Below are 22,070 nucleotides of genomic sequence, written 5' to 3' on the forward strand. Positions count from 1 at the left end.
GTAATCATTCTCTCCCATGGAACGCAGAAGGTTCGTGAGGCTCGCCGCCGTCTCCACCGCCGTCGGTGCGACGGGCGTAGCCGGATGCCTCGGTGACGGAGGTGAGGAGGAGGACACCAACGATCAGCCCCAAGCCGCCGAGTTCGGATACACGACGTGGTTACCCGCGGGCGAGTACAGGCTCGTGGGCTACTTCGATCTCGGCGCGACGCGTGAACTTACGGGGCTTTCACGCGACGGGCAGGAGAGAAGCCTCTTCGGAGAGACGACGGTGCCGTACGCTGACATCGACGCGATGATGTCGGCGACCGGCGGGAGCGAGTTTGAGGCTTACACGGGTGCCTTCGACGTCTCCCCCGGCGACGTATTCCCTGACTCCGAGGTATCGGAGTACGCCGGCTTCACCGTAGCGGGAGGGAACGTCGACGGCGAGGGCGTCGAACTCGCGGCGTCGGAAGATTTCGTCATCGTCGGAAACGACGGAACCGGGCGCGAAGGAACGAGCGCCACGGAGGTCATAAACGCCGCGACGGGCGACGCGCCGAGACAGGCGGACGAGGGCGATATCATCCCCGGTCTGTCGGAGTACGCTCAGGGCGAACCGCTCGCCGTCCAGTTCGACTACGGCGTCGGTAACACGGTCTACCAGTTCTCCGAGGAGCGCGACGGACGCGTGGCGTTCGTCGAGGTCGCTATACTACCCGACGAACAGGCTGTGGAACAGACGATCGAGGAAGACTATAGCTACTCGGACGGAAGGCTTGAGGATCTGAACATGTCCGTTAGGGGCGAAGGAAGACGTCTTATCATAGAGAACCTCCAGTCGCCGGGGTCGGTCGAGGGCGCAGCGCTCGGAGACAACGGTCTTCTGCCTTAGCCCTCCACCTTCTCGCCGCTCTAAGCCAACTGTCTTAGCTTATCGGCGAACCTACCGGAGTCATCCACGTTTCTAATATCTATAGCGAGGGAGCCACCACCGGCTCCGCTCGCAACGTGGACGTTACCTATTCCAAGCTGTGTCTGCATCGGCGAACGTTTCTCCCTTACGCCGCGTATTTTCTCCAGTCTGATTTCCTTCCGGTCCAACGAAATGAAATTGTAGACGCCTATGATTCTCCTGTCGGTTATGAAGTACGCTGTAACAGTGTTCTTCCAGAACTCAACGAGACCGCTCGACAGGAGGTAGAGACCGATGAGAAACGTTACTAACGGGATGATATACGCGACCATGGTGAAGAACATCAGGGAGACGGTTAGCAACAGAAACGGGATGCTTAGAATCATCTTTGCGAAAGCCACCTTCTGACTGGGATTCCGCCTTTCGCGCAACTCCTCTCCACTTCGGAGGTTTGGAACCGACGGGTTAGCCATGAAATGCACATACCAGCCGACGAGCAAGATGAACGCTCCGTACCCGAATATCGGGAGTCCGATTTCGTTCGGGAACGGGTCGTTCAGGCTGTACACGAAGATACCCGGAAGGGCGAAGGTGAGACCGACAACCGAACTCACTACGCCGGAGCTTTTCACATCCATGTTACACCCTCATCATAGTTAGCTGTAGGAGTATCCCGAGTACGCTGATGACTATTCCCATAACGGTTAGCGTCGTCGGATTGTTTAGGTTGTCAATCGGCACGCTTGCTCCGCCGGGGAGGAGCTTTCTGTCATCCCAGTTCGGCGTGGTGATTAATCCACTCTCACGTTCAGAACTATCGCCGTCGGAATCAGGCGACAGGTCAGCCGTTGCGCTTCCTCCGCCACCTTGCGGAGTCCCTTGTGTCTGTTCTGTTTCATCCTCTGTTCCTTCGTCATCATCCGGGTCATCGGCGGCTTCAAGGTCCTCCTCAAGCTCCTCGTTCGACTGTACTGTTATCGACTGTCTCGAAGTAGAGTCACCGGTGTGGATAGACTGCTCGTAGTCTCCATCTTCCAACGAACTGGGTATGGTGTAGGAGAAGTCTACTGTGCCGGTTTCACCTCCGTTGAGAGTAACGCGCTCTCTGTCCCTCGTCTGCCCGTCAAACCTGTATTCGATGTACCTGCTCGCCGACTCGTCTCCTATGTTCTCCACCTCCGCTTCGGCGTTTACTATCCCTCCCGGTTCCGCCTCACCCGGTAGACTGAAACTACTGACCTCCAGTTCCGCGGGTTCCTGAGGCGTAGTAACGCGAATAGTAGATGTACTGCTGTCGTCGTCGGTGTAGATTCCGTGCGTGTAGGTACCGTCGTTAGTGGATGAGGGTATCCTATACGAGAAGCTTACTTCTTCTGACTGCCCACCATCCAAGGTTATCCTGTCCGTGCTTACTTCCCTACCGTCAAACCGGTACGAAACCCCCTGCTGTGTGTTTTCGTCACCCACGTTTCTAACCGTACCGTCTATACTGATTCTTTCGCCGGGTTCCGCCTCATCAGGCAAGTCGGCACTAACAACGTTGAACTCCGCAGGTGCGGGGTCCACTATGTTCACAGTAGCTTCGTCAATTCTATCCCCGTCGTCGGACTGAAACGTGTACCGTCCCGGTTCAACATCTTCCGATATATCCATCTCAACGCTCCATTCTCCGTCCGAACCCCAGTCATCAGTAACAGCCGTCGGTACGGATGCTATCGTCGGTCCTTCTGTCGCCTCAACTACAATAGCGGTCTCACTCGGCTGTCTGTTCGTCACACCACGCACCACCATTGTCTCGCCAACCTCTATATCGTTAATTCCCGAAGCTGTATCTGTTTCTTGTTTTGGCACCACGTCGGTAATACGCGTGGTAGACGACTGTTGGTCGTCCTCGGTATTGTCCACTACCTCGATTGTACCTGTTTGTTGGCTTTCATGTGGTTCACAAATGTAGTTGTATGTCCCGGTTTGGTCAAATGTGTGCTGAAAAGTTTCCCCAGCCTCCATGATTTCGTACTCACTCCCACTCCTGAACTCAATCGGTTCTCCGCTTTGTGGATTGTGAACCACATTATGACCTGCGGACTCAGCCTGCCAAATGACGGTAGTACCTTTACTAATTTGGACATTTTCAGGTTCAAATGACCATGTACCGTCCGGACCTACTTCAATAACTACCTCATCCTGCCCAGTATAATCAGCCGTATTGTGATTGGTTGCCGATGCTGTTCCTACCGCCGTGGCAGTAATAGCAAGAAAGATTATGAAAATAGCGAAACTGGTCGTCTTTTTCATCAACTCATGTCTCTCACCGGCTAAAATAAACTTTTCGAGAGCGACGGTTTAGCCCTCTACCTTCTCGCCGACCTTTTCGAGCGCCTCGACGCCCTGCACCTCCTCGCGCATCAACGGAAGTCTGATCATTTCGAGGTCGCGGAACATCTCCTCGGCGTCCTCGATGTTCTTACGCTGTACCTCCCATCTGTCCTGACAGAACTCACAGTCCTCGTTCACGTCCTCCATCACCTTGTTGACGACGACCGTACGGACCGGTATACCGAAACGCGAGAGGCGCTCTATGAGACGCTGTGTCTCCAAGACAGCCATGCTCTCCGGTATGGTGACGACACGGAAGTCGGTATGGTCGGGATCCATGAGCTTCGCGCGGACGCGCTCTATACGTTCCTTGAGCGACTCTAACTTGTCTTGGGCGTCGACGCCCTCGTCGCCGCCGCCAAGTATACCTTTGAACGAGTCGACGACGCCCTGTATCTGTGACTGTATACGGACGAGCCTTCCGACCATCGAGTCCATGACCTCGGGCAACTGCAGGAGACGGAGCGTATGCCCCGTCGGCGCGGTGTCGAAGACTATGTACTCCCACTTATCCGAATCCATGTACTCCATGAACTTGTACATCGCCGCCGCCTCGTCGCTTCCGGGCGCGTCCATCGCGTCGTCGAACAGTCCGCCCATGCCTTCGCCGACCTCCTCGGTGTCCAGTCCCAGACCCGAACCCACGCCGCCAAGTAGTTTCTCAGGGACGCTCTCGATCGTATCGCGGTACTCCTCCATGGCGTCCTCGGGATCGACCTCGACAGCCCAGAGGCTATCGTATATCTCTTCGGGTTCGGACGAGACCGGACTGTCGAACGAGTCGGAGAGCGAATGAGCAGGGTCGGTGGAGACGACGAGCGTGTCGTAGCCCTCGCGCGAAAGCTTGTACGCCGTCGCGGCGGCGCAGGTCGTCTTGCCCACGCCCCCCTTTCCTCCGTAGAGTATGTACTGTGTCATCTCTTCGTCGTATGAGACCCCTACGTATGAAGATTAGGGCGACAGCGTCAGCCCACGAAGGTTGCCCCAGTCAGCCGATCTCTCGACGCGGTTTATGAGCGCCTCAGGACCGAGTTCGAGGAGGAGTACGTCGGACATGTCGCACGCGCCGCGGAGGTAGTCGTCCGCCTCAAGAGCGACGAGACACATACCGACATCTCCTTGGAACAGCTCGTCGAAACGTTCGCGGTTGTAGAGGAGGTTACCGAGCGCGCGCCGAGGGTTGGTCTCGAACGCGATCTCGACCAGCAGTAGTTCGTCGCCGTCGTCGCTCCGGAAGACGAGGTCGACAGACGTATCCGCCGTCTCTATGTTAATGTCCTCCCAGCCGCGGTCGAAAGCCACGTCGGGGTACCTACGTATCAGTCTCCGTACCTCGTCCTCGTTGAGTATATGCGAGTCTATGGATGAGAAACGGTCGACTAGACGCGACAGCGTCACAGACTCCATCTCTACGCCTGAGTTACGCATCTCCGCGAGAAGGCTCTCGAAGCCGTTGTGCGTAACGCTGGGGTCGTCGGTCTCGACGTACGCCTCCTTGTCGTCCGACCACGCCTCGTACGCTGTGATGGCGTCTTCGAGACGTATCTCCTCGCCGTCGGACACGGGCGTGCTCAGATGTTTTCCTTCCATGGAACCGACGTAGAGGGCTACCGTTAAATCCTTTCCCCCGTGTATAATACGGCTGGACGACGGATGTCTGACATGGACATCGACGAGCACAACGACGAGATACGTTCATGTACGCGTTGCCGTCTCCACGAGAACAGGACACAGGCGGTTCCGAACCAAGGGAGCGCCGACGCCGACACGATGCTCGTCGGAAAGATGGTGGGCTACAAGGACGACAAGGTCGGTCTTCCGTATCAGGGAGAGGCGGGGAACGTCCTCGACGACGCACTCGAACGCGCGGACAAGACGCGCCAAGACGTCTTCCTCACCAACCTGACACGGTGTTACCCGCCCGAAAGCCGTAACCCGCGCGCCGACGAACTCGACCGTTGCGCGCGTTTCTTCGACCGCGAACTCGAAGCCGTCGATCCCGAAACCATCGTTGCGCTCGGAAAGGTCGTCGCCGAACGTCTCCTCGGACGCGACGTCTCCGTCGAGGAGGAACACGGTACGCGTCACACGTACAACACTCTCACGTTCCGTGCCGAGGTCGTCGTAACCTACAACGTCGGTGCGGCGACGTACGACCCGTCACTCCGCGATGTTATCGCCGACGAGGTAGCCGAGGCGGTTGAGCGGTAGGAAAAAGCTTATATGCGGAAAACTCTAAGAACCCGTGTCGACAATGACAGAAGGTACGGTTAAGTTCTTCCACGACAGGAAGGGCTACGGTTTCATAGAGCGAAACGATACGGACGAAGATGCGGACGACGACGTTTTCTTCCACATGGAGGACGTTGGCGGACCCGACCTCGAAGAAGGTGAGGAGGTCACCTTTGAGATAGAGGAAGCGGACGACGGTCCCAGAGCGAAGAACCTCGAACGCGTATAGGACGGAGCCTCCGCCCCCCTGACCGGACGGCTACCGTCCGAAGCCGGGGTACGGTGGAGTCTTCCGTTTGTGTTCCGAACGTTGGTATAGATCCACCAGCCTCCGCGCCGTCTCTTCACCGATCCCCGCGGAGTCTCCTGCTTCTTCGACCGACGCGTCTCCGTCGACGTACGCGCGTAGGAAGTCGTCAACATCGGCGTACGGAGCGCCGAGTTCTTCCTCGTCCGTCTGTCCTTCCCAGAGACCTGCGGTCGGTGTCTTCTCTACAACGTCCTCCGAGACGCCGAGTTCGCGCGCAACCTCGCGCACCTCGGTCTTGTACAGACCGCCTACGGGAAGTATGTCGACGCCGCCGTCACCGTACTTGGTGTAGTAGCCGACGAGCATCTCCGAACGGTTGCCCGTGCCGAGGACGAGCAACGAATCCTCGTTGGCGACGAGGTAGTTGTAGCACATACGGACGCGCGCCGCGAGGTTTCCGACCGCCTCCGTGTCGTCCACACCGTTGGGGTGCCCGTCGAGGAAGGCGTCGACCACGGGCTGTATCTCCACGACGTCGTAGCCTATACCGAAGTCGCGTGCGTGTCTCTCCGCGTCGCTCATGTTCTCGTCGTCGCTGACCCCGGTTGGCATAACGAGTCCGTGTACGGCGTCAGCACCGAGAGCTTCGACGGCGAGCGCGGACGCCGTCGCCGAGTCGATACCGCCGCTCAGACCTACGACGACGCCCTCAGCGCCCGCTTCGTCGACCTTTCGGGCGATAAAATCCGTCGTCTCGTGTATATACTCGTCTACGCGTTTCTTTTCGACCTGCATGTAAGAAACAACGGTCGCGCACCGAATAAGGGCTTCGTTTGACCCCGAAGACGTTTCATGCTGTTCGAACGTGTTGTTGCTACGGCGACGGGCAAACGCGCGTTCAGCCGAACCTGTACCGGTAGGGCGAGCCTTCCTCCACCTCTACCGCCGGGTCGTCGGTGTGGTAGCCGAGTACGGTCGCAACCTCGTGCGGACTCGATACTGACGCGTCGTTTCCGACGGCTTCGTGTATCTCCTTCGCCGTCATATCCTCGCCGAGAAGCCCTTCGGATTCGACGACATGCAGTATCTCCTCAAACTGCGTGTCACGTCTGGTTCTCGGGTTCTCCATTACGGTTCATTTTACTCGTGTTTGTACTTATATCTATGTCAGACAGCTGTCACACAGAATGTGAAACGGCTCTCTTCCGCCTTCCGAACAAGCTTGGCGAAGGCTACCGGCGCGACCGTTTGTATTATACCGCCGGGACGACAACACCGCCCATGTTACTCGTATACGGCTCGTACGGCTACACGGGAAGGCTTGTCGCTCAGGAGTGCGACAGACGCGGCGTCGACGTTGTTCTCGCGGGACGCGACGGGGGTAAGATAGACGAACAGACCGAAAGAACGGGCTTCGACGGACGTGTCTTCTCTCTTGACACAGCCGACGAGGTACGTGAGGGTATAGAGGACGCCGCCGCCGTCCTCAACTGCGCGGGACCTTTCTCCAAGACACATCCGACGTTCGTCGACGCGTGTCTCGCTGAGGGCGTCGACTACCTCGACATAACGGGCGAGGTCGGTGTCTTCGAACGTCTCGCGTCGCTTGACGAAGAGGCGCGCGACGCCGGGGTTACGCTCCTTCCGGGTGTGGGCTTCGATGTCGTACCCACCGACTGCCTCGCCGCATCCGTCGCGGAGGAGGTCGAAGAGCCGTACTACACCGCCGTCGCCGTCCGTTCACTCACCTCCATCTCCCCCGGAACCGCGCGTACGGTCGTCGAGGGTCTGGGGTCGTCCGGCGTCGTCCGGCGTGACGGCGTTCTCGAAGACGTGCCGCCCGCGTGGAAGACGCGACACGTCGACTTCGGTGACGGGCGCGGCAACGTTGAGGCGACGAGCATGCCTCTCGGGGACGTTACGACCGCGTACAGGTCGACGGGTGCAGAAAACATAGAGTGCTACGTCGCCCTTCCTCGTCCCGCGCGTCTCCTCGCGCGGACATCGCATTACACCGCGTCTCTTCTGCGGACGAAGCCCGTCCAGAGCCTTCTGAAGACGGTTGCGGACAGCCTCGCCGAGGGACCCGACGAGGAGGAGCGCGCCACGGCGAGCGGCTACGCGTGGGCGGAGGTACGTGGCGAGGAAGACAGGCGCGCCGCGTGTCTACGTACACCTGAACCCTACGAACTCACAGCCCGGACAGCGACGGAGGCGTTGAGACGTGTCGATGACGCGGACGCGGGATACCAGACGCCCGCGACGGCTTTCGGTGCAGGCTTCGTACAGGGGTTCGACGGCGTGGAGATGGAGTACACCGAGTAGTTAGCTCAGACGTTCGACGACCTCCTCGACGCGTTCGACCGACGTACCCGTGTAGCCGTCGGGGTCGAGTAGGGTTTCGAGTTCGTCCTCGTCTATCCATCCGTTTATCTCGTCGTCCCGCATCAGAGACTCCTTCATCGTCAGACCCTCGTCGTGCGCCCTCATCGCGGCGCGTCGTACAGCCTCGTGCCCTTTCTGGCGTCCGTAGCCGCGCCGTGCAAGCTCCATCATAACAGCCTCCGCCATGTTTACGCCGTCGAGGGCTTCGAGGTTCTCACGTATCTCGTCGTCGTGGAATCCGAGATCCTCGACCACGTTCGTCGTCCGTTTTACGCAGTGGTCGGTGAGTACGGAGGTTTCGGCGAAGACGACGCGTTCCGCCGACGAGTTGGTGAGGTCGCGCTCCTCCCACAGAACGTTGTTCTGCATCTGTGTCTCGGTGAAGCCACGCACGACGCGTGCGAGACCGCAGACGTTCTCGCTCTTGACCGGGTTACGTTTGTGGGGCATCGTGCTACTCCCGACCTGTTCGTCGCCGAACCCCTCCTCGACCTCCGCGACCTCCGTACGTTGCATGTTACGTACGTTGGTGCATATCTTGTCGAGGGTCGTGACGACGTTGGCGAGCCACGAGACGTACTCGGCGTGCCTGTCGCGCGCGATTACCTGCGTCGATATCTCCTCCTCGGTCAGGTTGAGTTCGTCCATCGTACGGCGTGAGATCTCGCGCGCATCATCCCCGAACGACGCCTGTGTACCGACCGCACCCGACATCTGTCCCACCTCAACGCGTTCGCGTACACCGTCGAGGCGGTTGAGATGGCGGTCGACCTCCGAAGCCCAGACTGCGAAACGGTGTCCCCATGTCGTCGGAACGCCGACCTGTCCGTGCGTCCGACCCGCGCAGACCGTCCGTTTGTGCTCGTCCGCCTTCTCTACGAGAGCGTCAAGGAGTTCGTCGAGACCTTCCTCAAGTATGTCGCACGACTCGCGCAGACGCAGACCGTCCGCCGTGTCTATGATGTCGTTCGACGTCGCACCGAGATGTATGTACTCGCCCGCGCCTGTCGCGTCGTCGCAGTTCTCCTCGACGGCGCGTACGACAGCCATCACGTCGTGGTGTATCTCAGCCTCTATCTCCTTGACGCGTTCGAGCGTCACGTCATTGGAGGCGTCGGCTATCTCGTCGGCGACGCCTTCGGGTACGTCGCCCGTCGCCTCCTCGGCGCGTGCGAGCGCCACCTCCACGTCGAGCATACGCCGGAGCTTGTTCTCCTCCGACCAGACCTGTCGCATCTCATCGGTTCCGTAACGGTAGTCGATAGGGTGTACAGCCATGGTTCACGTCGTCGGGGACGCGTCAAATGGGTTGCGGATGCCCGCGTCGACGCGGTCGATTTATGAGGATGGCGCACCAACCCGTGTACGATGAACTTCGACTACTCGGGCTCGCGCACAGACGTAATGTTCGGACGCGGAAGACGCGACGAAGCCGGCGAACTCACCGCACGGTACGGCGACGAGGCGCTCGTCGTCACGACGCGTAACGCGATGCAGGACGCCGGCTTCCTTGACGACGTACTCACCTCGCTCGAAGGCGCGGGTGTGAACGCCACCGTCTTCGAGGACGTTCAGCCCAACCCGACGGTCGAAAACGTGGTCGACGCCGCCGACGCAGGCGGTGACGCGGATGCCGTCGTAGCCCTCGGAGGCGGAAGCCCTATGGACGTTTCGAAGGCGACGGCGATCTCGCTGGCGACTTTCGACGGAACCCCGACAGCCGAAGGGATCTGGGGCTATGTTTCGGGCGAAAGGTCTATGCAAGACGCCCTCCCCGTCGTCGCAGTACCGTCGACGAGCGGTACGGGTAGCCACGTCGACCCTTGGTCTGTCGTGACGTACACGGAGGAGAACGCGAAGGTCGGCTTCGGGGGCGACGTTCTCGTTCCGCGCGCCGCGGTCGTCGACCCCGAGATCGCCGACGAGATGCCGGCGTCGCTCACGGCGCGCACGGGGTTCGACGCCTTCTGCCATCTAAACGAGTCGTACGTCGCCAAGGGTGCGGATGCACTCACCGACGCGCACGCCCTCCGCGGTATGGATCTCGTCAACCGTCACCTGCGCAGATCCGTCGAGGGTTCGTCGGGGTCGCGCGACGCGATGGCGGTTGCCGACACACTCGCGGGGTTCTGTGAGACGACCAGCGGCGTTGTCGCTACCCATGCGGTCGCGCATTCGATAAGCGCGTTCGGGCACGACGTTGCGCACGGTGACGCCCTTGCATCCGTCGCCTCCGAGGTCGCGCGTTACAACGTCGAGAACGGCGACGACGAAACCAAACGCAGGTACGGCGAGATAGCCGAGACGCTCGGCGCGCCTATCGCCGACCGCAAGTTGGACGCCCATCTCGTCGTCGACGCCGTGGACGAACTCGTCGCAGACCTCGGTCTCCAAGCCTCGGTCGGTGAACTCGTCGACGCCTCGCCCCAGACGCTCGCCGAGAACGCAGTGACGTACATGGGTACGGCGCTCCGAAACAACCCGATCGAGGTCGACGAGGAGGACGTGGCGGATATAATCGAGAACGCCTACTGACCGTAGCCACCTACGGCGAACTCGATACCGAGGGCTTCGAGGCTGACACGGACGGGTTCGGCGTCGAAGGCGATGAAAAGGAGTACGGCGACGATGAAGCCGGGATAGATCAGCTTGGCGGCTCTGTGCATCCTCTCAGGCTCCGGATCCCGTAGTGCGTAGACGAGCAGGGCGACGATGTAGACGACGATAACCTCGAAGTAGACGCCCAGTTCGGGCGCGAAGACGAAGTAGCTGAGAACAACCACGACGAGCGCAGACACGACACACGTTCTCCTGCCGTACCGTGTAGCCACCGTGTCGAGACCTGCTTCCTTGTCGGGTGCGTAGTCTACCGCGGCGTAGTAGGCGTGCGCCGCGGCGATACCGAGAGTGAGTACAACGACCTTGGCGTACGTCCATAGCGCCACCTCAGCCGGATCCGCGAAGGTGGTCACGCCGAGGAGGAAGGCGAGCGCCACGGCGATAACGCCGTTCGAAAGGCTGTCGAGCGGAGGGCGCTCCTTGAGACGTAGAGGCGGCGCGGAGTAGACGTACCCGACGAACAGCATCGCGCCCGCGAAGACGGTGTTTTGGACGCCGAAAGGGAGCGACGCCGCTAAGACGACACCTGCGGCGACCGCGAGGTAGAGACGGAGAGTCGAGACGTCGTCGAACCTGTCGTCGACCGTCTCGCCCTCCTTACGCAGGTCGTCGAGTGCGTCCGCCTCTGTGTCGTATATGTCGTTGACGCCGTTTATAAAAAGCGTAAGGGGGAAGCTAAGCGACACCGCCTGTACAGCAACGGGCAACGTGATCTCGGAGCCGAGTATAACGAACGCCGAGACGTAGAAGTAGACGGGGACGAAGTAGAACTGCGGGCGGCTCGTTTCGACGAGAAGACGTAGCCTGCGCGCGTACTTCCCCATTATCCCTCGCTAAGTCGTGTCCTCAAGCTTCTCCTCAGGTACGAGTGCGAGGAACTCGTCCTCCCCCTCCGTACCCCCCGGACGTATCGTGTAGTCGACCTTACGTGGCTCACCCTCTATCTCGTCGGCGACACGTCGGAGAACCTTGGAGACGTGTCTGTCGGCGACGGGACGCGCGACCTGTATCAGCCTCTCGGTCGGTAGGAAGCTCAACGGGTTGACCTTGGTCGCGCCCTTGGGGTCGTACATGATTTCGAGCCTTACCTCCGTCTCCTCGTCGCTCACCTTCTCGAACTCCCATCTTCCGTGTATGTCAACGTCCTTGGTCACCTTCCACTCTATGTACTTGTTCTCCTCGTAGTCGACGAGCTTCGACCGTGTCGTGTAACGTATCACCCACCATCGGAAGTCCATCTCCCACTCCGGATAGTCGCCGTTCCCGACGACACGTATGTCGTCGACGTACTCGCTGTACTTGACGTAGTTCTCGAAGTCCATGAAGAAGTCGTAGATATCGCCAACCGGAGCGTACGACGTGCCCTCGATGATGGCTCTCTTCATCGTTCTTCGATACGTCTTTCGCATAAAAAAACCCGCCGAAACCCTCGTGTCGCGTTCGGTTTCCTGAGGATTAAAGACGAAGCGCGCGTTGTACCGCGTAATGGGTCTCGAAGGAAAGACGGTCGCCGTGGGCGTCACGGGTAGTATCGCCGCCGTCGAATGCGTCAAGATTATACACGAACTCCGGCGGCGCGGCGCGGAGGTACACGCAGTTACGACAGACGCGGCGCGCAGTATCGTACACGAATGGGCGCTTGAGTTCGCGTCGGGAAACGACGTGGTGACGCGTATCACGGGCGACGTCGAACACGTCCGTTTCTGCGGCGGTGTCGAAAGCGAGTTCGAGGAGTTCCGTTCGGGCGCGGAGGCGGATCTGTTCCTCATCGCTCCCGCGACGGCGAACACCGTGGGAAAGATAGCGTCGGGTATCGACGACACGCCCGTCACGACGTTCGCAACGACGGCTCTCGGTAGCGGCGTACCTGTCGCTCTCGCGCCCGCGATGCACGAGCCTATGTACGACCATCCGGGTGTGGCTGAGAACCTCCGGAAGCTCCGCGACTGGGACGTCAACCTCATACCCCCCAAGATAGAGGAGGACAAGGCGAAGTTGGCGGGAAAGGAGGATATCGCCACGGAGTGCGAACGTATGCTCTCCGAAGGTCCTCTCGCGGGTAAACGCGTCGTCGTAACGAGCGGACGTACCGAGGAGGCGGTCGACCCCGTGCGCGTCCTCACGACGCGGTCGTCGGGGAAGACTGGGCGCGCGATAGCCAAGGAGGCGTACGTACGCGGCGCGGACGTGACGATCGTACACAACCACGACGGCGAGGTGCGTTACGCCGACGAGAGACGCGTCGAAAGCGCGGGTGATATGATAGACGCCGCGCTCGACGAGGTACGCGACGGTTGCGACATCTTCGTCTCCGCCGCGGCGATAAGCGACTACACCGTCGACGCCGCCGACGCGAAGATAGAGAGCGGTCAGGATCTCGTTCTTGAGATGGAGAAGGTACCTAAGCTCATCGACAAGGTACGCGAAGAAGTTCCTGACGCGTTCATCATTGGCTTCAAGGCTGAGACAGATCTTGACCGTGACACGCTCGCCGAGGAGGCGCGCACCGTCATGGAACGCGCGGGTCTCGATCTCATCGTCGCAAACGACGCGTCGGTGATGGGCGACGACGAGACGACCGTCGAGATACTAACCGACGAAGAGGGCGAGACGGCGGAGGGCGACAAACGCGATGTCGCGGGACGTATACTTGACGCCGTTGAACAGCGTCTGTAACACGGATACCGTCGCCGGACACAATCCTTTTGCGCACCGTCCGCGTTCGTCGCGTATGGAACGTCTGAAGCGGTCGTTGCTCGAAGCGCCTATCGTACGCAAGGAGAAGGACGGTGAGGTATACGAGTACTTCGTTCATCCTATCACCGACGGCGTACCGCCTCTCGACCCCGCCGTGATGCGCGAGGTTGTCGTCGGCGTCGTACGTTGCGCCGACGTTGAACGGGTAGACAAGATAGTCGCACCCGAAGCCATGGGCGTACATATAGGGACCGCCGTCTCACTCGCCGTCGATGTACCTCTCGTCGTCGTCCGTAAACGTGAGTACGGATTCGACGGCGAGGTTTCGCTCGCGCAGGAGACGGGTTACTCGGAGGGTGAGATGTTCCTAAACGCCGTTGAGGACGGTGACCGCGTCCTCCTCGTCGACGACGTACTATCGACGGGCGGCACGTTGACCGCCGTACATGCGGCGCTTGAATCCGCGGGTGCGGAGGTCGTCGATACGGTCGTTGTTATAGAGAAGGGCGAGCCACCCGAACTCGGCTTCGATGTTGAATCTCTGGTGCGCGCCGACGTAGAGGACGGCGAGGTCGTCGTCGGTTAGCCCCCGACGGTGTGGCTTGACAGACCTATCTCGGTATCCGAGTATATACGGCTGATCCTAACCGTATCGTTCCTACCTATCGCCTCACACGGGTCGCCGTGGCACGAGAGACGTAGTGCTTCGCCGGCGTCCCATGAGCCTGTCCCTTCCGCGACTTCCTCGTAGCCGGTTCCGTTCCATGTCTTGGCTGTCTCACCCCCGACCTTGACCGAGAGGTTCGCGTACCTTATCGAACCACCGAAGACGAGCCTGACCTTGACAGCCGTACCGTTCGACACGCCGTCGTTCGCGTATGTCGCTGTTTCGTGTGAGTACCTGAACCCCGTACTCGGTACCGCCTTCTCGGCTTCGTCGAGCTTCCCCGTGTACTCCACAAGCTGTAACGTAGCCGTCGCTACCACGAACAGCATCAATCCCACGAGCAACATCTGGCTCTTCCCCCTGAAAACCCAGCTCCACATCTTTCGTGTCCCCTGTGGCGTAGAAAGACGGTTCCGTCTTAACTCATTCGTTGTTGAGGAAACGCGTCAACGCCTCCGCCGCACCCCGCACCTCTTCCACGCCGACGTACTCGCGCTCCGAATGGGCGATGGGAGTCCCGTCTCCCTCCTGTATACCACCGGGACCGAAGACGACGACGGGCGCGTGACGGGCGAGGTAAGACGCCTCCGTCGCCGCACCGAAAGGTCGGACGCACGTCCCGCCGACGGCTTCCTCGACCGCCGAACGGAAACGTCGGACATGACCGTTGCCCTCGTCGGTACGGAACGCTTCGAGAAACGGCGTCGGACGGTCTGCGAGACGTACGTCGTAGCCGCAGTCGATACCGTCGAGGCTTTCCTCGACGAGAGACACGAAACCCTCGGCTGTCTCCGGGGGAACCGGACGTCGGTCGATTCTGAGGGTCGCATTCTCAGGCACGCGGTTCGGTGTCTCGCCGCCTTCGATACGCGTCACGGTGAGACGCGACCCGCCGAGGAGTTCGTCGTACGACGGTTCGATGGATTCGAGCCTACCTACCGCCTCCGCGGCGCACGAGACGGCGTTAGTACCCCCGTCACCCGCGGCGTGGGCGCTCTCGCCGTGGAGTTCGACCGTCGCCTCAAAACGACCTTTCGCCGCCGTGCAGACATCGAGGGACGTGGGTTCACCGACGACCGCGAAGTCGAAGCCTCCGCCTTCGGCGTTCAGATAGTCGTGTAGACCGCGTGACAACGTCTCCTCATCGGGGGAGACGACGAGACGCACCGTACGCGCGTCGACCGCGTCGAAACGTTCGTACGCAGAGACCATCGCTGAGAGGGGTCCCTTGGCGTCGCACGAACCACGTCCGCGTACCACGTCGCCGTCGCGTCCGTACGCGATGTGTGGCGCGACGGTGTCCATATGGCTGTTCAGGACGACCGTCTCGTCTCCCTCGCCTTTTTCGGCTACCACGCACCCCGACGGATGTTCACGCGTCCCCGACACGTTTTCGAGAAGGTAGTCACGCATCTCTTCGGTAGATTCGTGGCTCCGTATACGAACCGTGTCGTCCAAGAACTCGACGGGGTCGGTGGTGTTCACGTACGAAACGCGTGCGCGTCCGTACTCAAACTTTCGCCATACCTCCGCCTCGGTTCGAAACTTACTAACCGGGGCGTTCACAAGGTGCTGAGGGCAATCATCATGAGGTGTACACAGTGGGCGTGACCATCGTAGGCGCTCAGCTTGGCGACGAAGGTAAGGGCAAGATAACCGATATCTACAGCGAGTCCGCGGACGTTATCGTGCGTTTTCAGGGAGGTAACAACGCGGGACATACGGTCGTGGCGGACGGCGAGGAGTTCAAGCTACACCACGTTCCGAGCGGCGTCGTGCGCGGAAAGACCGCCGTGATAGCCAACGGATGTGTCGTCGATCCCGGCGTGTTGCTCGAAGAGACCGACAAGCTACGTGAACGCGGCGTCGAACCCGACCTGCGCGTCTCGGAGCGCGCGCACGTCATCATGCCGTACCACCGTGTCATCGACGGCGTGGAGGAGGACGCCAAGGGCGACATGGCGGCGGGTACGACGGGACGCGGCATAGGACCCACGTACGAGGACAAGGTTGGCAGACGTGGCGTCCGCGTTCTCGACCTGCTCAAACCCGACGCACTGCGCGAGAAGCTCGAATACGTCGTACCTACGAAACGCGCTCTCGTCGAAGAGGTCTTCGGTATCGACACCGACGAGAACGGATACGCCGACGCGTTCGATGTCGATGAGATACACGACGAGTACGTCGCCTACGGCGAACGTCTCCGCGGCTCTGTCTTAGACGCGAGCGGGTACATAAACGACCGTATGGACGCCGGCGACGACGTTCTGTTCGAGGGCGCGCAGGGAACGTCGCTCGACATCGACCACGGAATCTACCCGTACCTGACATCCTCGAACACGACGGTCGGCGGTGCTTCGACGGGAACCGGCGTCGGTGCTACGCGTCTCCGCGAAACCGTCGGTATCATGAAGGCTTACCTCTCACGCGTCGGGACGGGACCCCTTCCGACAGAACTTGAAGACGACGTAGGCGACCATCTCGTGGAGGTCGGCGAGGAGTACGGCACGACGACCGGCAGACGGCGACGTGTCGGCTGGTTCGATCTTCCGATGGTGCGCCACGCCGCGCGCGTCAACGGCTTCACCGGCGGCGTGCTGACGAGCATCGACGTACTCGAAGGACTCGACCCCGTCCGCGTCTGCGAGGCGTACGAACTCGACGGCGAGGAACTCCAAAAGATGCCCGCCGACATGGACGACTGGGAACGTTGCGAACCCGTCTACCGTGACTTCGACGGATGGGACGGTGTCGACTGGGACTCCGTCGAGGGCTACGACGACATACCTGCCGAGGCGCGCGACTACGTCGAGTACCTCGAAGACGAGGTTGGCGCTCAGTTCTACGCCGTCAGCGTCGGTCCCGCGAGAGAGCAAACTATAATCCGCGAGAACCCGTTTGGTGAAGTATGAAGAAAGATCTGATGGAACTCCTGTGTTGCCCCGTCTGTAAGGGCGAACTCGAACTCGACGCGACGCGTGAGGAGGACGGCGAGGTCGTCGAGGGTACGCTCTACTGCGAAGACTGCGACGAGACGTACGCCGTAGACGACGGTATACCCGACCTGCTCCCGCCTGAGGCGCGTTAGCCTCCCGTCTCAGTCGTCGCCGCGCGCCTCTTCGAACATAGAGAGCGCCTCCTCGCGTCTCTCCGAATGGTCGACGATAGGTGCCGGGTACCCCGGAGCGGCTTCGTCACGTTCCTCATCCCCCAGTTCGTGCCACGTGTGTATGCTGTCGGCGGGCACGTCGCGGAGTTCGGGTACGTACCTCTTGATATACTCACCGTCCGGGTCGTACCTCTCTCCCTGCGTCATGGGGTTGAATATACGGAAGTAGGGCTGTGCGTCCGTACCTGTCGAAGCCGCCCACTGCCATCCGCCGTTGTCGTTCGCCGTATCGTGGTCGACGAGCTTTTCGCGGAACCAGCCGTACCCCACGCGCCAGTCGACGAGGAGATCCTTCGTAAGGAACGACGCGACGACCATACGTATACGGTTGTGAACGTAGCCCTCGTCGAGTAGCTGTCGCATCCCTGCGTCAACTATAGGGTAGCCCGTCTCGCCCTGCTTCCACGCGCGTATCTCGTCTTCGTCGTTCCTCCAGTCTATACGGTTCTCGTACGTCTTGTAGTTCTCCGTCACGACCGACGGGTTGTGGTACAGAACCTGTGTGTAGAACTCTCGCCACGCCAACTGCGCCTGAAACTCCTCCACGCTCTCGCGCTCTTCGTCGTCCTCCGCATCTTCCTTCGCGCTCTGCGTCTTCTCCCACACCTCGCGCACGCCGACAGTACCGAACTTGAGATGGGGCGACAGGCGCGACGTACACCCGCGAGCGGGATAGTCGCGCGCCTCGTCGTAGACGTAGACACCGTCGGACAGGAAGCCGTTGAGGAGTTCACGCGCCGTCCCCGTGCCCCCCTCCGGAGCGTCGGGTTCGGGGCTGTCGAAGCCGAGTTCGTCGACCGTCGGTATCCCCCCTACGGCGGGGTTGCGTACCTCGTCGGGCTTGTCGCGCGGTTCGTCCTTCTCGCGCTCCTCCCACTTGCGGTGGTAGTAGGTGAAGACCGAGTAAGGGTCGCCCGCGTTGGTGAATATCTCGTCGGGTTCATGTAGAACCCCGTCGGCGAACGTCCGTGTCCCGACATCCGAGTTACGGAGCGCTTCGCCCACCTCGTCGTCGCGTTCGCGCGCGAGGGGCGAGTAGTCGCGGTTCCAGACGACCGTATCGGCACCGTGCTCGTCGGCGAGGCGCCGTAGAACCTCCCGTGGATCGCCGCGTTCGACGACGAGATCCCCTCCGAGCGCGCGGTAGTCCTCGCGGAGCGACCGTAACGCGTCGAGGAGAAAGGAGACACGAACCGGCGACGCGTGTTCGAGCACACCGTCGTCGAGGATGAAGACAGGCAGAGGCTCTGAGGCACGCGACAGCGCTGTGTTGTCCGCAACCCTCAGGTCGCGTCTGTGCCAGTGTATATCCATGTACCAAACACGGAACCCAACAACATGAAGCTTAATACGGATCCCGACGAAACGGGATAAACAGTGACAAGACTCCTCGTCAACCTCGACGAAGAAGGCGTCCGTCCCGTGTCGTCCGTCCTGCGCACCACCGATAGCTTCGAGGTCAAGATCGTCAACGACGGATCGCCCAAACATGTCCATCTCTCGGTAAAGGGCGACGCCGAGAGGTACGTGTCGGCGGAGGCGAACAACGTCTACGTCGAGGACGACGAGACCGTCGAGGTCGTCGTCGGACCGACACCCGGTAAGGTAGACGGCGAACTCGAAGTAACGTCGGACTACGGCTCCGACACAGCGACCGTCGAACTCACCGTCGGCGACGAAAGCGACGAGGAAACCGAGGGGAGCGTCGACATCGACGAGTCGCTGTCACAGCCTATGAAGCCCGACGCCGGCGACGATGAGATACCCCGCGTCGACGTTGCGGTGGTTCTGGTGCTCGGACTCGCCGCGCTCCTCTCGCTCGTCTTCTCGTTCGTCTTCGAGGGGTTTCAGGTGGTCGGCGTCGTCGTAGCCGCCTTCGCCGTCCTCGGCGCGGGCTTCGTCTGGTTCCTCAGCCGGTACTCCGACGGTCTGAGACCGAAAGACTAAGGTGCGCTTCGTCGGTATTCCGACCGAGGGACGGTAGGGTAGCTTGGGTATCCTTGTGCCTTCGGATGGCACAGACCGTGGTTCAAATCCGCGCCGTCCCAAAATCGTAGATTTTGGGGCAGACGAGAAATCTCCGATTTCTCGTATACGTCCCAAAATCGTAGATCTTTGTGTGCTCGCAAATCTTCGATTTGCGAACGTCCCATGAAGGAGCGAGCTTTTACGAGCGACTGAATGGGCAAGCGGTTTGAACTCGTGAGTGAAGTGAGCACAGCGAACGGAACGACCAAAGTTCAAATCCGCGCCGTCCCACTCCAATCTGAGTGGGCACGATAGAGTTGTCGAGCGAATCTCGACAGCCCGCAAATCTCCGATTCTCGAATCTGTGTTCGTACGTCTCACGACGCTTCGTTTCTCCGCAACCTACTACTAACGCGCCCGTCTACAACGAACATGGTGAGTTTCACACCCGATGCCTACGATGAGGTTATCGACCACGCACGCGAAGGGAAGCCGTACGAGATATGCGGCGTACTCGGCGGTAGACACGACGGCGACGAGGCGCGCGTCGAGTTCGTGCGGCGCGTTGAGAACGTGAGCGAGACGCCGCGCGTCAACTACCTGATGGAGCCGGAGGATCAGCTCGCCGCCATAGACGACGTTGAGGAGCGCGGCGATGTCGTCGGCTTCTACCATTCGCATCCTGAAGGACCCCGACAGCCGAGCGAGACGGACGCCGACCGCGCGAACTGGCCCCGACACTCTTACGTCATCGTCTCACTCGGACGCGACGAGCCTTTCGTGGGTTCGTGGAGATGGACGGGTGAGGCGTTCGATGACGAAGAGGTCGTCGTCGATTCCGATTGATTTTTGCGTCTCAGACGCCTATACCGGACATGCCTACGGTACGTATACCGGCTGTCCTGAGCGAAACCGGCGGTTCGAGAAACGTAGAAGTCGACGGCGACACCGTACTCGCCGCGGTTCACGCGTACACCGAGGAGTACGGTTCGGAGCTTGAGGACAACGTCTTGGGGAACGGCGAGGTCAAGGAGTACATCAACGTCTACGTCAACGGAAAGGACGTACGTGACATCGACGGTGTAGACACACAGGTCGGTGACGGCGACGAGATACGTATCATACCCGCGGCGAGCGGCGGTTAACGTCCGCGCGCGTTCCTGAGCGACGCTTCGACGTGCTTCCTTGCGTTCTCGTACACCGACGGACCGTGTCCCGTATGTAGCTCGTCTATACCGTCGGCGTTTTCGAGAACCTTCTCGGTACTACCGACGAGCGTCGCGCGGTCGCCTTCGTCGAGGTCGGTACGTCCGAAAGAGCCGCCGGCGAAGACGAGGTCGCCCGCGAAAAGAACGCCCGTTTCGGGCGAGTAGAGACAGATATGGTCGCCCTTGTGACCCGGTGTATGCCAGACGGTGAACCCCGCGCCGCCCATCTCGAACGTATCGCCCTCGGCGAGGGGGTTGTCGACGTAACGCGACGACGCATCGTATCCCCACGTCCCGACACCGAAGCCGTCACGTACCTCGTCGAGTATACCGACGTGGTCGCCGTGTGTATGCGTCAGAACGACGGTGTCTATACCACCACGGTCACGTAGACGTTCGAGAACGGTGTCGTCACTACCTACGTCGACGAGTACCGACCGCCCTTCGACGTCGGGTTCGACGAGGAAAGCGTTCGACGTGAACTCGGTGGAGCCTTCGGCGAGGTTCGTTACGCGCATAGGTCGACTATGTGACGACGCCTAAAGACCATGCCCCTTCCGTCGCGCTTTTGCTCCCTCGAAGGCTAACCTACACGTGTTCCGTCCGACAGACGACGACTGCGCCGACTGCGGGAACAAAGCCTTCGCGGTGACAGACGCCCTCTCTGCCGACGGTTCTCCCTTACCCGCCTGCTTCGCGTGCTACGTCGACCGCCTCGACCGTGTCCGCGTATCCGGCGTCGTCGACGTACGTACAGAGGACGGGACGGGAAGCTTCGTCGTCGGCGGTTCGTCGGTCGAAGAGACGGACGAACTGGCGGGATCGGTCGCCGGGGAACTCGGCTCCGGCGGTGTACGTGTCTCCGTCACGGATGTATCGCCTCTTACGGAAGCACGCGACCTTATCGGTGACTACCACGCCCGCGAACTCGCACGCGCCGAACGTTCGGAGAGCCGTCACGTCTACGCCGGGACGGGTCGGCGTGGGACTGTTATCGACACGGAGACAAGGACGGACGGCCGTATACGCGGTGCTGTCAGCGAAGCGCTCGCGCGCCACGTCGTCGAGGCGAACCGTATACGGAAACGCGCCGACGTTGACGACCGTGTGACAGAAGAGTTTCCGACGCTCGCCGAACACCGCGCCACACGTAGGCTCCGTATCGAGGAACGCGTCTGGGATATGGCGAAGGAGCGCGGTGTTTCGGAGGCGAGCGAGCGCGCCGCCGACAGCCGAGAGGAAGGACGTGGATTTGAGGACTACTTCCGCGACTGGTGCGACGACCGCAACATCAACGTTCGACGGGGAAAGCCGGCAATCGTACGTCTCTACCCCGGCGTCGCGGACGAGATCGCGCGTAAGACCGACGGTCTTGCCGGCGTCCCCGACTTCCTCGTACGCGGCGACGGTCAACGCTCGTTCGGCGGTGAATGGCGACCCGACGCCGACGTCTTCGTGGAGGTAAAACGCGCGTCGAGCAACCTGTCGCGCGACCAACAGAGAGTCGTCGCACATCTCAAGTCACACGGATTCGGCGTCTACGTTCTCCGCGGCGAACCTGACGACATTGTCTTCGACAGGAGGTGAACGGTACTGTTTTG

At 60.6% G+C, this 22,070-nt stretch carries 26 protein-coding genes and 1 tRNA gene; 14 read left to right on the forward strand and 13 right to left on the reverse strand.

What is annotated here, in order from left to right:
* Positions 1-16 precede the first annotated feature (16 nt).
* Positions 17-877, forward strand: a complete 861-nt coding sequence (locus EGH25_RS05300) for a hypothetical protein (protein WP_266086605.1) — start codon at positions 17-19, stop codon at positions 875-877.
* 20 nt (positions 878-897) lie between these two features.
* Here EGH25_RS05300 and EGH25_RS05305 read toward each other — a convergent pair whose 3' ends face one another.
* From EGH25_RS05305 to EGH25_RS05320, 4 genes are read right to left on the reverse strand one after another with little or no spacing between them, the layout of a single operon-like run.
* Positions 898-1,536, reverse strand: coding sequence for a PH domain-containing protein (locus EGH25_RS05305; RefSeq protein WP_266086606.1), 639 nt, complete (start codon positions 1,534-1,536; stop codon positions 898-900).
* Between the two features lies 1 nt (position 1,537).
* Positions 1,538-3,193: a plastocyanin/azurin family copper-binding protein gene (locus EGH25_RS05310; RefSeq protein WP_266086607.1), complete on the reverse strand. Its 1,656-nt coding sequence runs from the start codon at positions 3,191-3,193 to the stop codon at positions 1,538-1,540.
* A gap of 48 nt (positions 3,194-3,241) precedes the next feature.
* The gene (locus tag EGH25_RS05315) at positions 3,242-4,192 is read right to left on the reverse strand and encodes an ArsA family ATPase (RefSeq protein WP_266086608.1); all 951 of its coding nucleotides are present in this window, start codon (positions 4,190-4,192) and stop codon (positions 3,242-3,244) included.
* 33 nt (positions 4,193-4,225) lie between these two features.
* Entirely contained in the window at positions 4,226-4,864 is a 639-nt protein-coding gene (locus EGH25_RS05320) for a hypothetical protein (RefSeq protein ID WP_266086609.1), read from the reverse strand.
* 63 nt (positions 4,865-4,927) lie between these two features.
* Between EGH25_RS05320 and EGH25_RS05325 the strand changes: the two genes are divergently transcribed.
* Positions 4,928-5,485 carry a uracil-DNA glycosylase gene (locus EGH25_RS05325; protein WP_266086610.1) on the forward strand — a complete coding sequence of 186 codons (558 nt, stop codon included), beginning with the start codon at positions 4,928-4,930 and terminating at the stop codon, positions 5,483-5,485.
* A 43-nt stretch (positions 5,486-5,528) separates the two neighbouring features.
* The gene (locus EGH25_RS05330) at positions 5,529-5,735 is read left to right on the forward strand and encodes a cold-shock protein (protein ID WP_266086611.1); all 207 of its coding nucleotides are present in this window, start codon (positions 5,529-5,531) and stop codon (positions 5,733-5,735) included.
* Between the two features lie 30 nt (positions 5,736-5,765).
* Here the strand turns inward: EGH25_RS05330 and EGH25_RS05335 are convergent, their stop codons facing one another.
* Both EGH25_RS05335 and EGH25_RS05340 read right to left on the reverse strand, forming a co-directional pair.
* Positions 5,766-6,551, reverse strand: a complete 786-nt coding sequence (locus tag EGH25_RS05335; protein WP_266086612.1) for an NAD+ synthase — start codon at positions 6,549-6,551, stop codon at positions 5,766-5,768.
* A 103-nt stretch (positions 6,552-6,654) separates the two neighbouring features.
* Positions 6,655-6,885, reverse strand: coding sequence for a hypothetical protein (locus EGH25_RS05340; RefSeq protein ID WP_266086613.1), 231 nt, complete (start codon positions 6,883-6,885; stop codon positions 6,655-6,657).
* A 152-nt stretch (positions 6,886-7,037) separates the two neighbouring features.
* On the opposite strand from EGH25_RS05340, the gene EGH25_RS05345 reads away from it, so the two are divergent.
* Positions 7,038-8,081: a saccharopine dehydrogenase family protein gene (locus EGH25_RS05345; RefSeq protein ID WP_266086614.1), complete on the forward strand. Its 1,044-nt coding sequence runs from the start codon at positions 7,038-7,040 to the stop codon at positions 8,079-8,081.
* Here the strand turns inward: EGH25_RS05345 and purB are convergent, their stop codons facing one another.
* Entirely contained in the window at positions 8,082-9,419 is a 1,338-nt protein-coding gene (gene purB, locus EGH25_RS05350; RefSeq protein WP_266086615.1) for an adenylosuccinate lyase, read from the reverse strand.
* A 90-nt stretch (positions 9,420-9,509) separates the two neighbouring features.
* Here purB and EGH25_RS05355 point away from each other — a divergent pair, with 90 nt between their 5' ends.
* Complete coding sequence (locus tag EGH25_RS05355) at positions 9,510-10,676, forward strand: iron-containing alcohol dehydrogenase (RefSeq protein WP_266086616.1); 1,167 nt, start codon at positions 9,510-9,512, stop codon at positions 10,674-10,676.
* Here the strand turns inward: EGH25_RS05355 and EGH25_RS05360 are convergent.
* A complete protein-coding gene (locus EGH25_RS05360) occupies positions 10,670-11,584 on the reverse strand; it encodes a UbiA family prenyltransferase (protein ID WP_266086617.1) in 915 nt (304 codons plus the stop codon). The genes EGH25_RS05355 and EGH25_RS05360 overlap by 7 nt on opposite strands.
* A 9-nt stretch (positions 11,585-11,593) precedes the next feature.
* Positions 11,594-12,145 carry an SRPBCC family protein gene (locus EGH25_RS05365; protein ID WP_266086618.1) on the reverse strand — a complete coding sequence of 184 codons (552 nt, stop codon included), beginning with the start codon at positions 12,143-12,145 and terminating at the stop codon, positions 11,594-11,596.
* 100 nt (positions 12,146-12,245) lie between these two features.
* Here EGH25_RS05365 and coaBC point away from each other — a divergent pair, with 100 nt between their 5' ends.
* Together coaBC and hpt are read left to right on the forward strand one after the other, a co-directional pair.
* Complete coding sequence (gene coaBC, locus EGH25_RS05370) at positions 12,246-13,436, forward strand: bifunctional phosphopantothenoylcysteine decarboxylase/phosphopantothenate--cysteine ligase CoaBC (protein ID WP_266086619.1); 1,191 nt, start codon at positions 12,246-12,248, stop codon at positions 13,434-13,436.
* 55 nt (positions 13,437-13,491) lie between these two features.
* Positions 13,492-14,043, forward strand: coding sequence for a hypoxanthine/guanine phosphoribosyltransferase (hpt, locus tag EGH25_RS05375; RefSeq protein WP_266086620.1), 552 nt, complete (start codon positions 13,492-13,494; stop codon positions 14,041-14,043).
* Here the strand turns inward: hpt and EGH25_RS05380 are convergent.
* A complete protein-coding gene (locus EGH25_RS05380) occupies positions 14,040-14,504 on the reverse strand; it encodes a hypothetical protein (protein ID WP_266086621.1) in 465 nt (154 codons plus the stop codon). The two genes, hpt and EGH25_RS05380, sit on opposite strands and share 4 nt — an antisense overlap.
* A gap of 43 nt (positions 14,505-14,547) precedes the next feature.
* On the reverse strand, positions 14,548-15,609 hold the full coding sequence (locus EGH25_RS05385; RefSeq protein WP_266086622.1) for a M20/M25/M40 family metallo-hydrolase: 1,062 nt from the start codon (positions 15,607-15,609) through the stop codon (positions 14,548-14,550).
* A gap of 116 nt (positions 15,610-15,725) precedes the next feature.
* Between EGH25_RS05385 and EGH25_RS05390 the strand changes: the two genes are divergently transcribed.
* Both EGH25_RS05390 and EGH25_RS05395 read left to right on the forward strand, forming a co-directional pair.
* Complete coding sequence (locus EGH25_RS05390) at positions 15,726-17,036, forward strand: adenylosuccinate synthase (protein ID WP_266086623.1); 1,311 nt, start codon at positions 15,726-15,728, stop codon at positions 17,034-17,036.
* Positions 17,033-17,212, forward strand: a complete 180-nt coding sequence (locus EGH25_RS05395) for a methytransferase partner Trm112 (RefSeq protein ID WP_266086624.1) — start codon at positions 17,033-17,035, stop codon at positions 17,210-17,212. Before EGH25_RS05390 ends, EGH25_RS05395 begins: the two co-directional genes overlap by 4 nt.
* Before the next feature lie 9 nt (positions 17,213-17,221).
* Here the strand turns inward: EGH25_RS05395 and EGH25_RS05400 are convergent, their stop codons facing one another.
* The gene (locus tag EGH25_RS05400; protein WP_266086625.1) at positions 17,222-18,607 is read right to left on the reverse strand and encodes a cryptochrome/photolyase family protein; all 1,386 of its coding nucleotides are present in this window, start codon (positions 18,605-18,607) and stop codon (positions 17,222-17,224) included.
* A gap of 63 nt (positions 18,608-18,670) precedes the next feature.
* On the opposite strand from EGH25_RS05400, the gene EGH25_RS05405 reads away from it, so the two are divergent.
* The 4 genes from EGH25_RS05405 to EGH25_RS05420 all read left to right on the forward strand — a co-directional run bounded on the left by EGH25_RS05405 (position 18,671) and on the right by EGH25_RS05420 (position 20,406).
* Entirely contained in the window at positions 18,671-19,240 is a 570-nt protein-coding gene (locus tag EGH25_RS05405; protein ID WP_266086626.1) for a DUF7524 family protein, read from the forward strand.
* A 27-nt stretch (positions 19,241-19,267) separates the two neighbouring features.
* A tRNA-Pro gene (locus EGH25_RS05410) sits at positions 19,268-19,341 on the forward strand.
* A 352-nt stretch (positions 19,342-19,693) separates the two neighbouring features.
* Entirely contained in the window at positions 19,694-20,107 is a 414-nt protein-coding gene (locus EGH25_RS05415; protein WP_266086627.1) for a desampylase, read from the forward strand.
* A 29-nt stretch (positions 20,108-20,136) separates the two neighbouring features.
* A complete protein-coding gene (locus EGH25_RS05420) occupies positions 20,137-20,406 on the forward strand; it encodes a ubiquitin-like small modifier protein 1 (RefSeq protein ID WP_266086628.1) in 270 nt (89 codons plus the stop codon).
* On the opposite strand, the gene EGH25_RS05425 is transcribed toward EGH25_RS05420, so the two are convergent.
* Positions 20,403-20,987: an MBL fold metallo-hydrolase gene (locus EGH25_RS05425; protein ID WP_266086629.1), complete on the reverse strand. Its 585-nt coding sequence runs from the start codon at positions 20,985-20,987 to the stop codon at positions 20,403-20,405. The genes EGH25_RS05420 and EGH25_RS05425 overlap by 4 nt on opposite strands.
* Positions 20,988-21,063: 76 nt before the next feature.
* Here EGH25_RS05425 and EGH25_RS12110 point away from each other — a divergent pair, with 76 nt between their 5' ends.
* Positions 21,064-22,056 (forward strand): VRR-NUC domain-containing protein, encoded by a 993-nt coding sequence (locus tag EGH25_RS12110; RefSeq protein WP_266086630.1) that lies wholly within the window; start codon positions 21,064-21,066, stop codon positions 22,054-22,056.
* The last annotated feature ends 14 nt before the right edge of the window (positions 22,057-22,070 follow it).

Origin of the sequence: Halorutilus salinus, assembly GCF_026242195.1 — an archaeon.
GTDB classification, from domain to species: Archaea; Halobacteriota; Halobacteria; order Halobacteriales; family Halorutilaceae; genus Halorutilus; species Halorutilus salinus.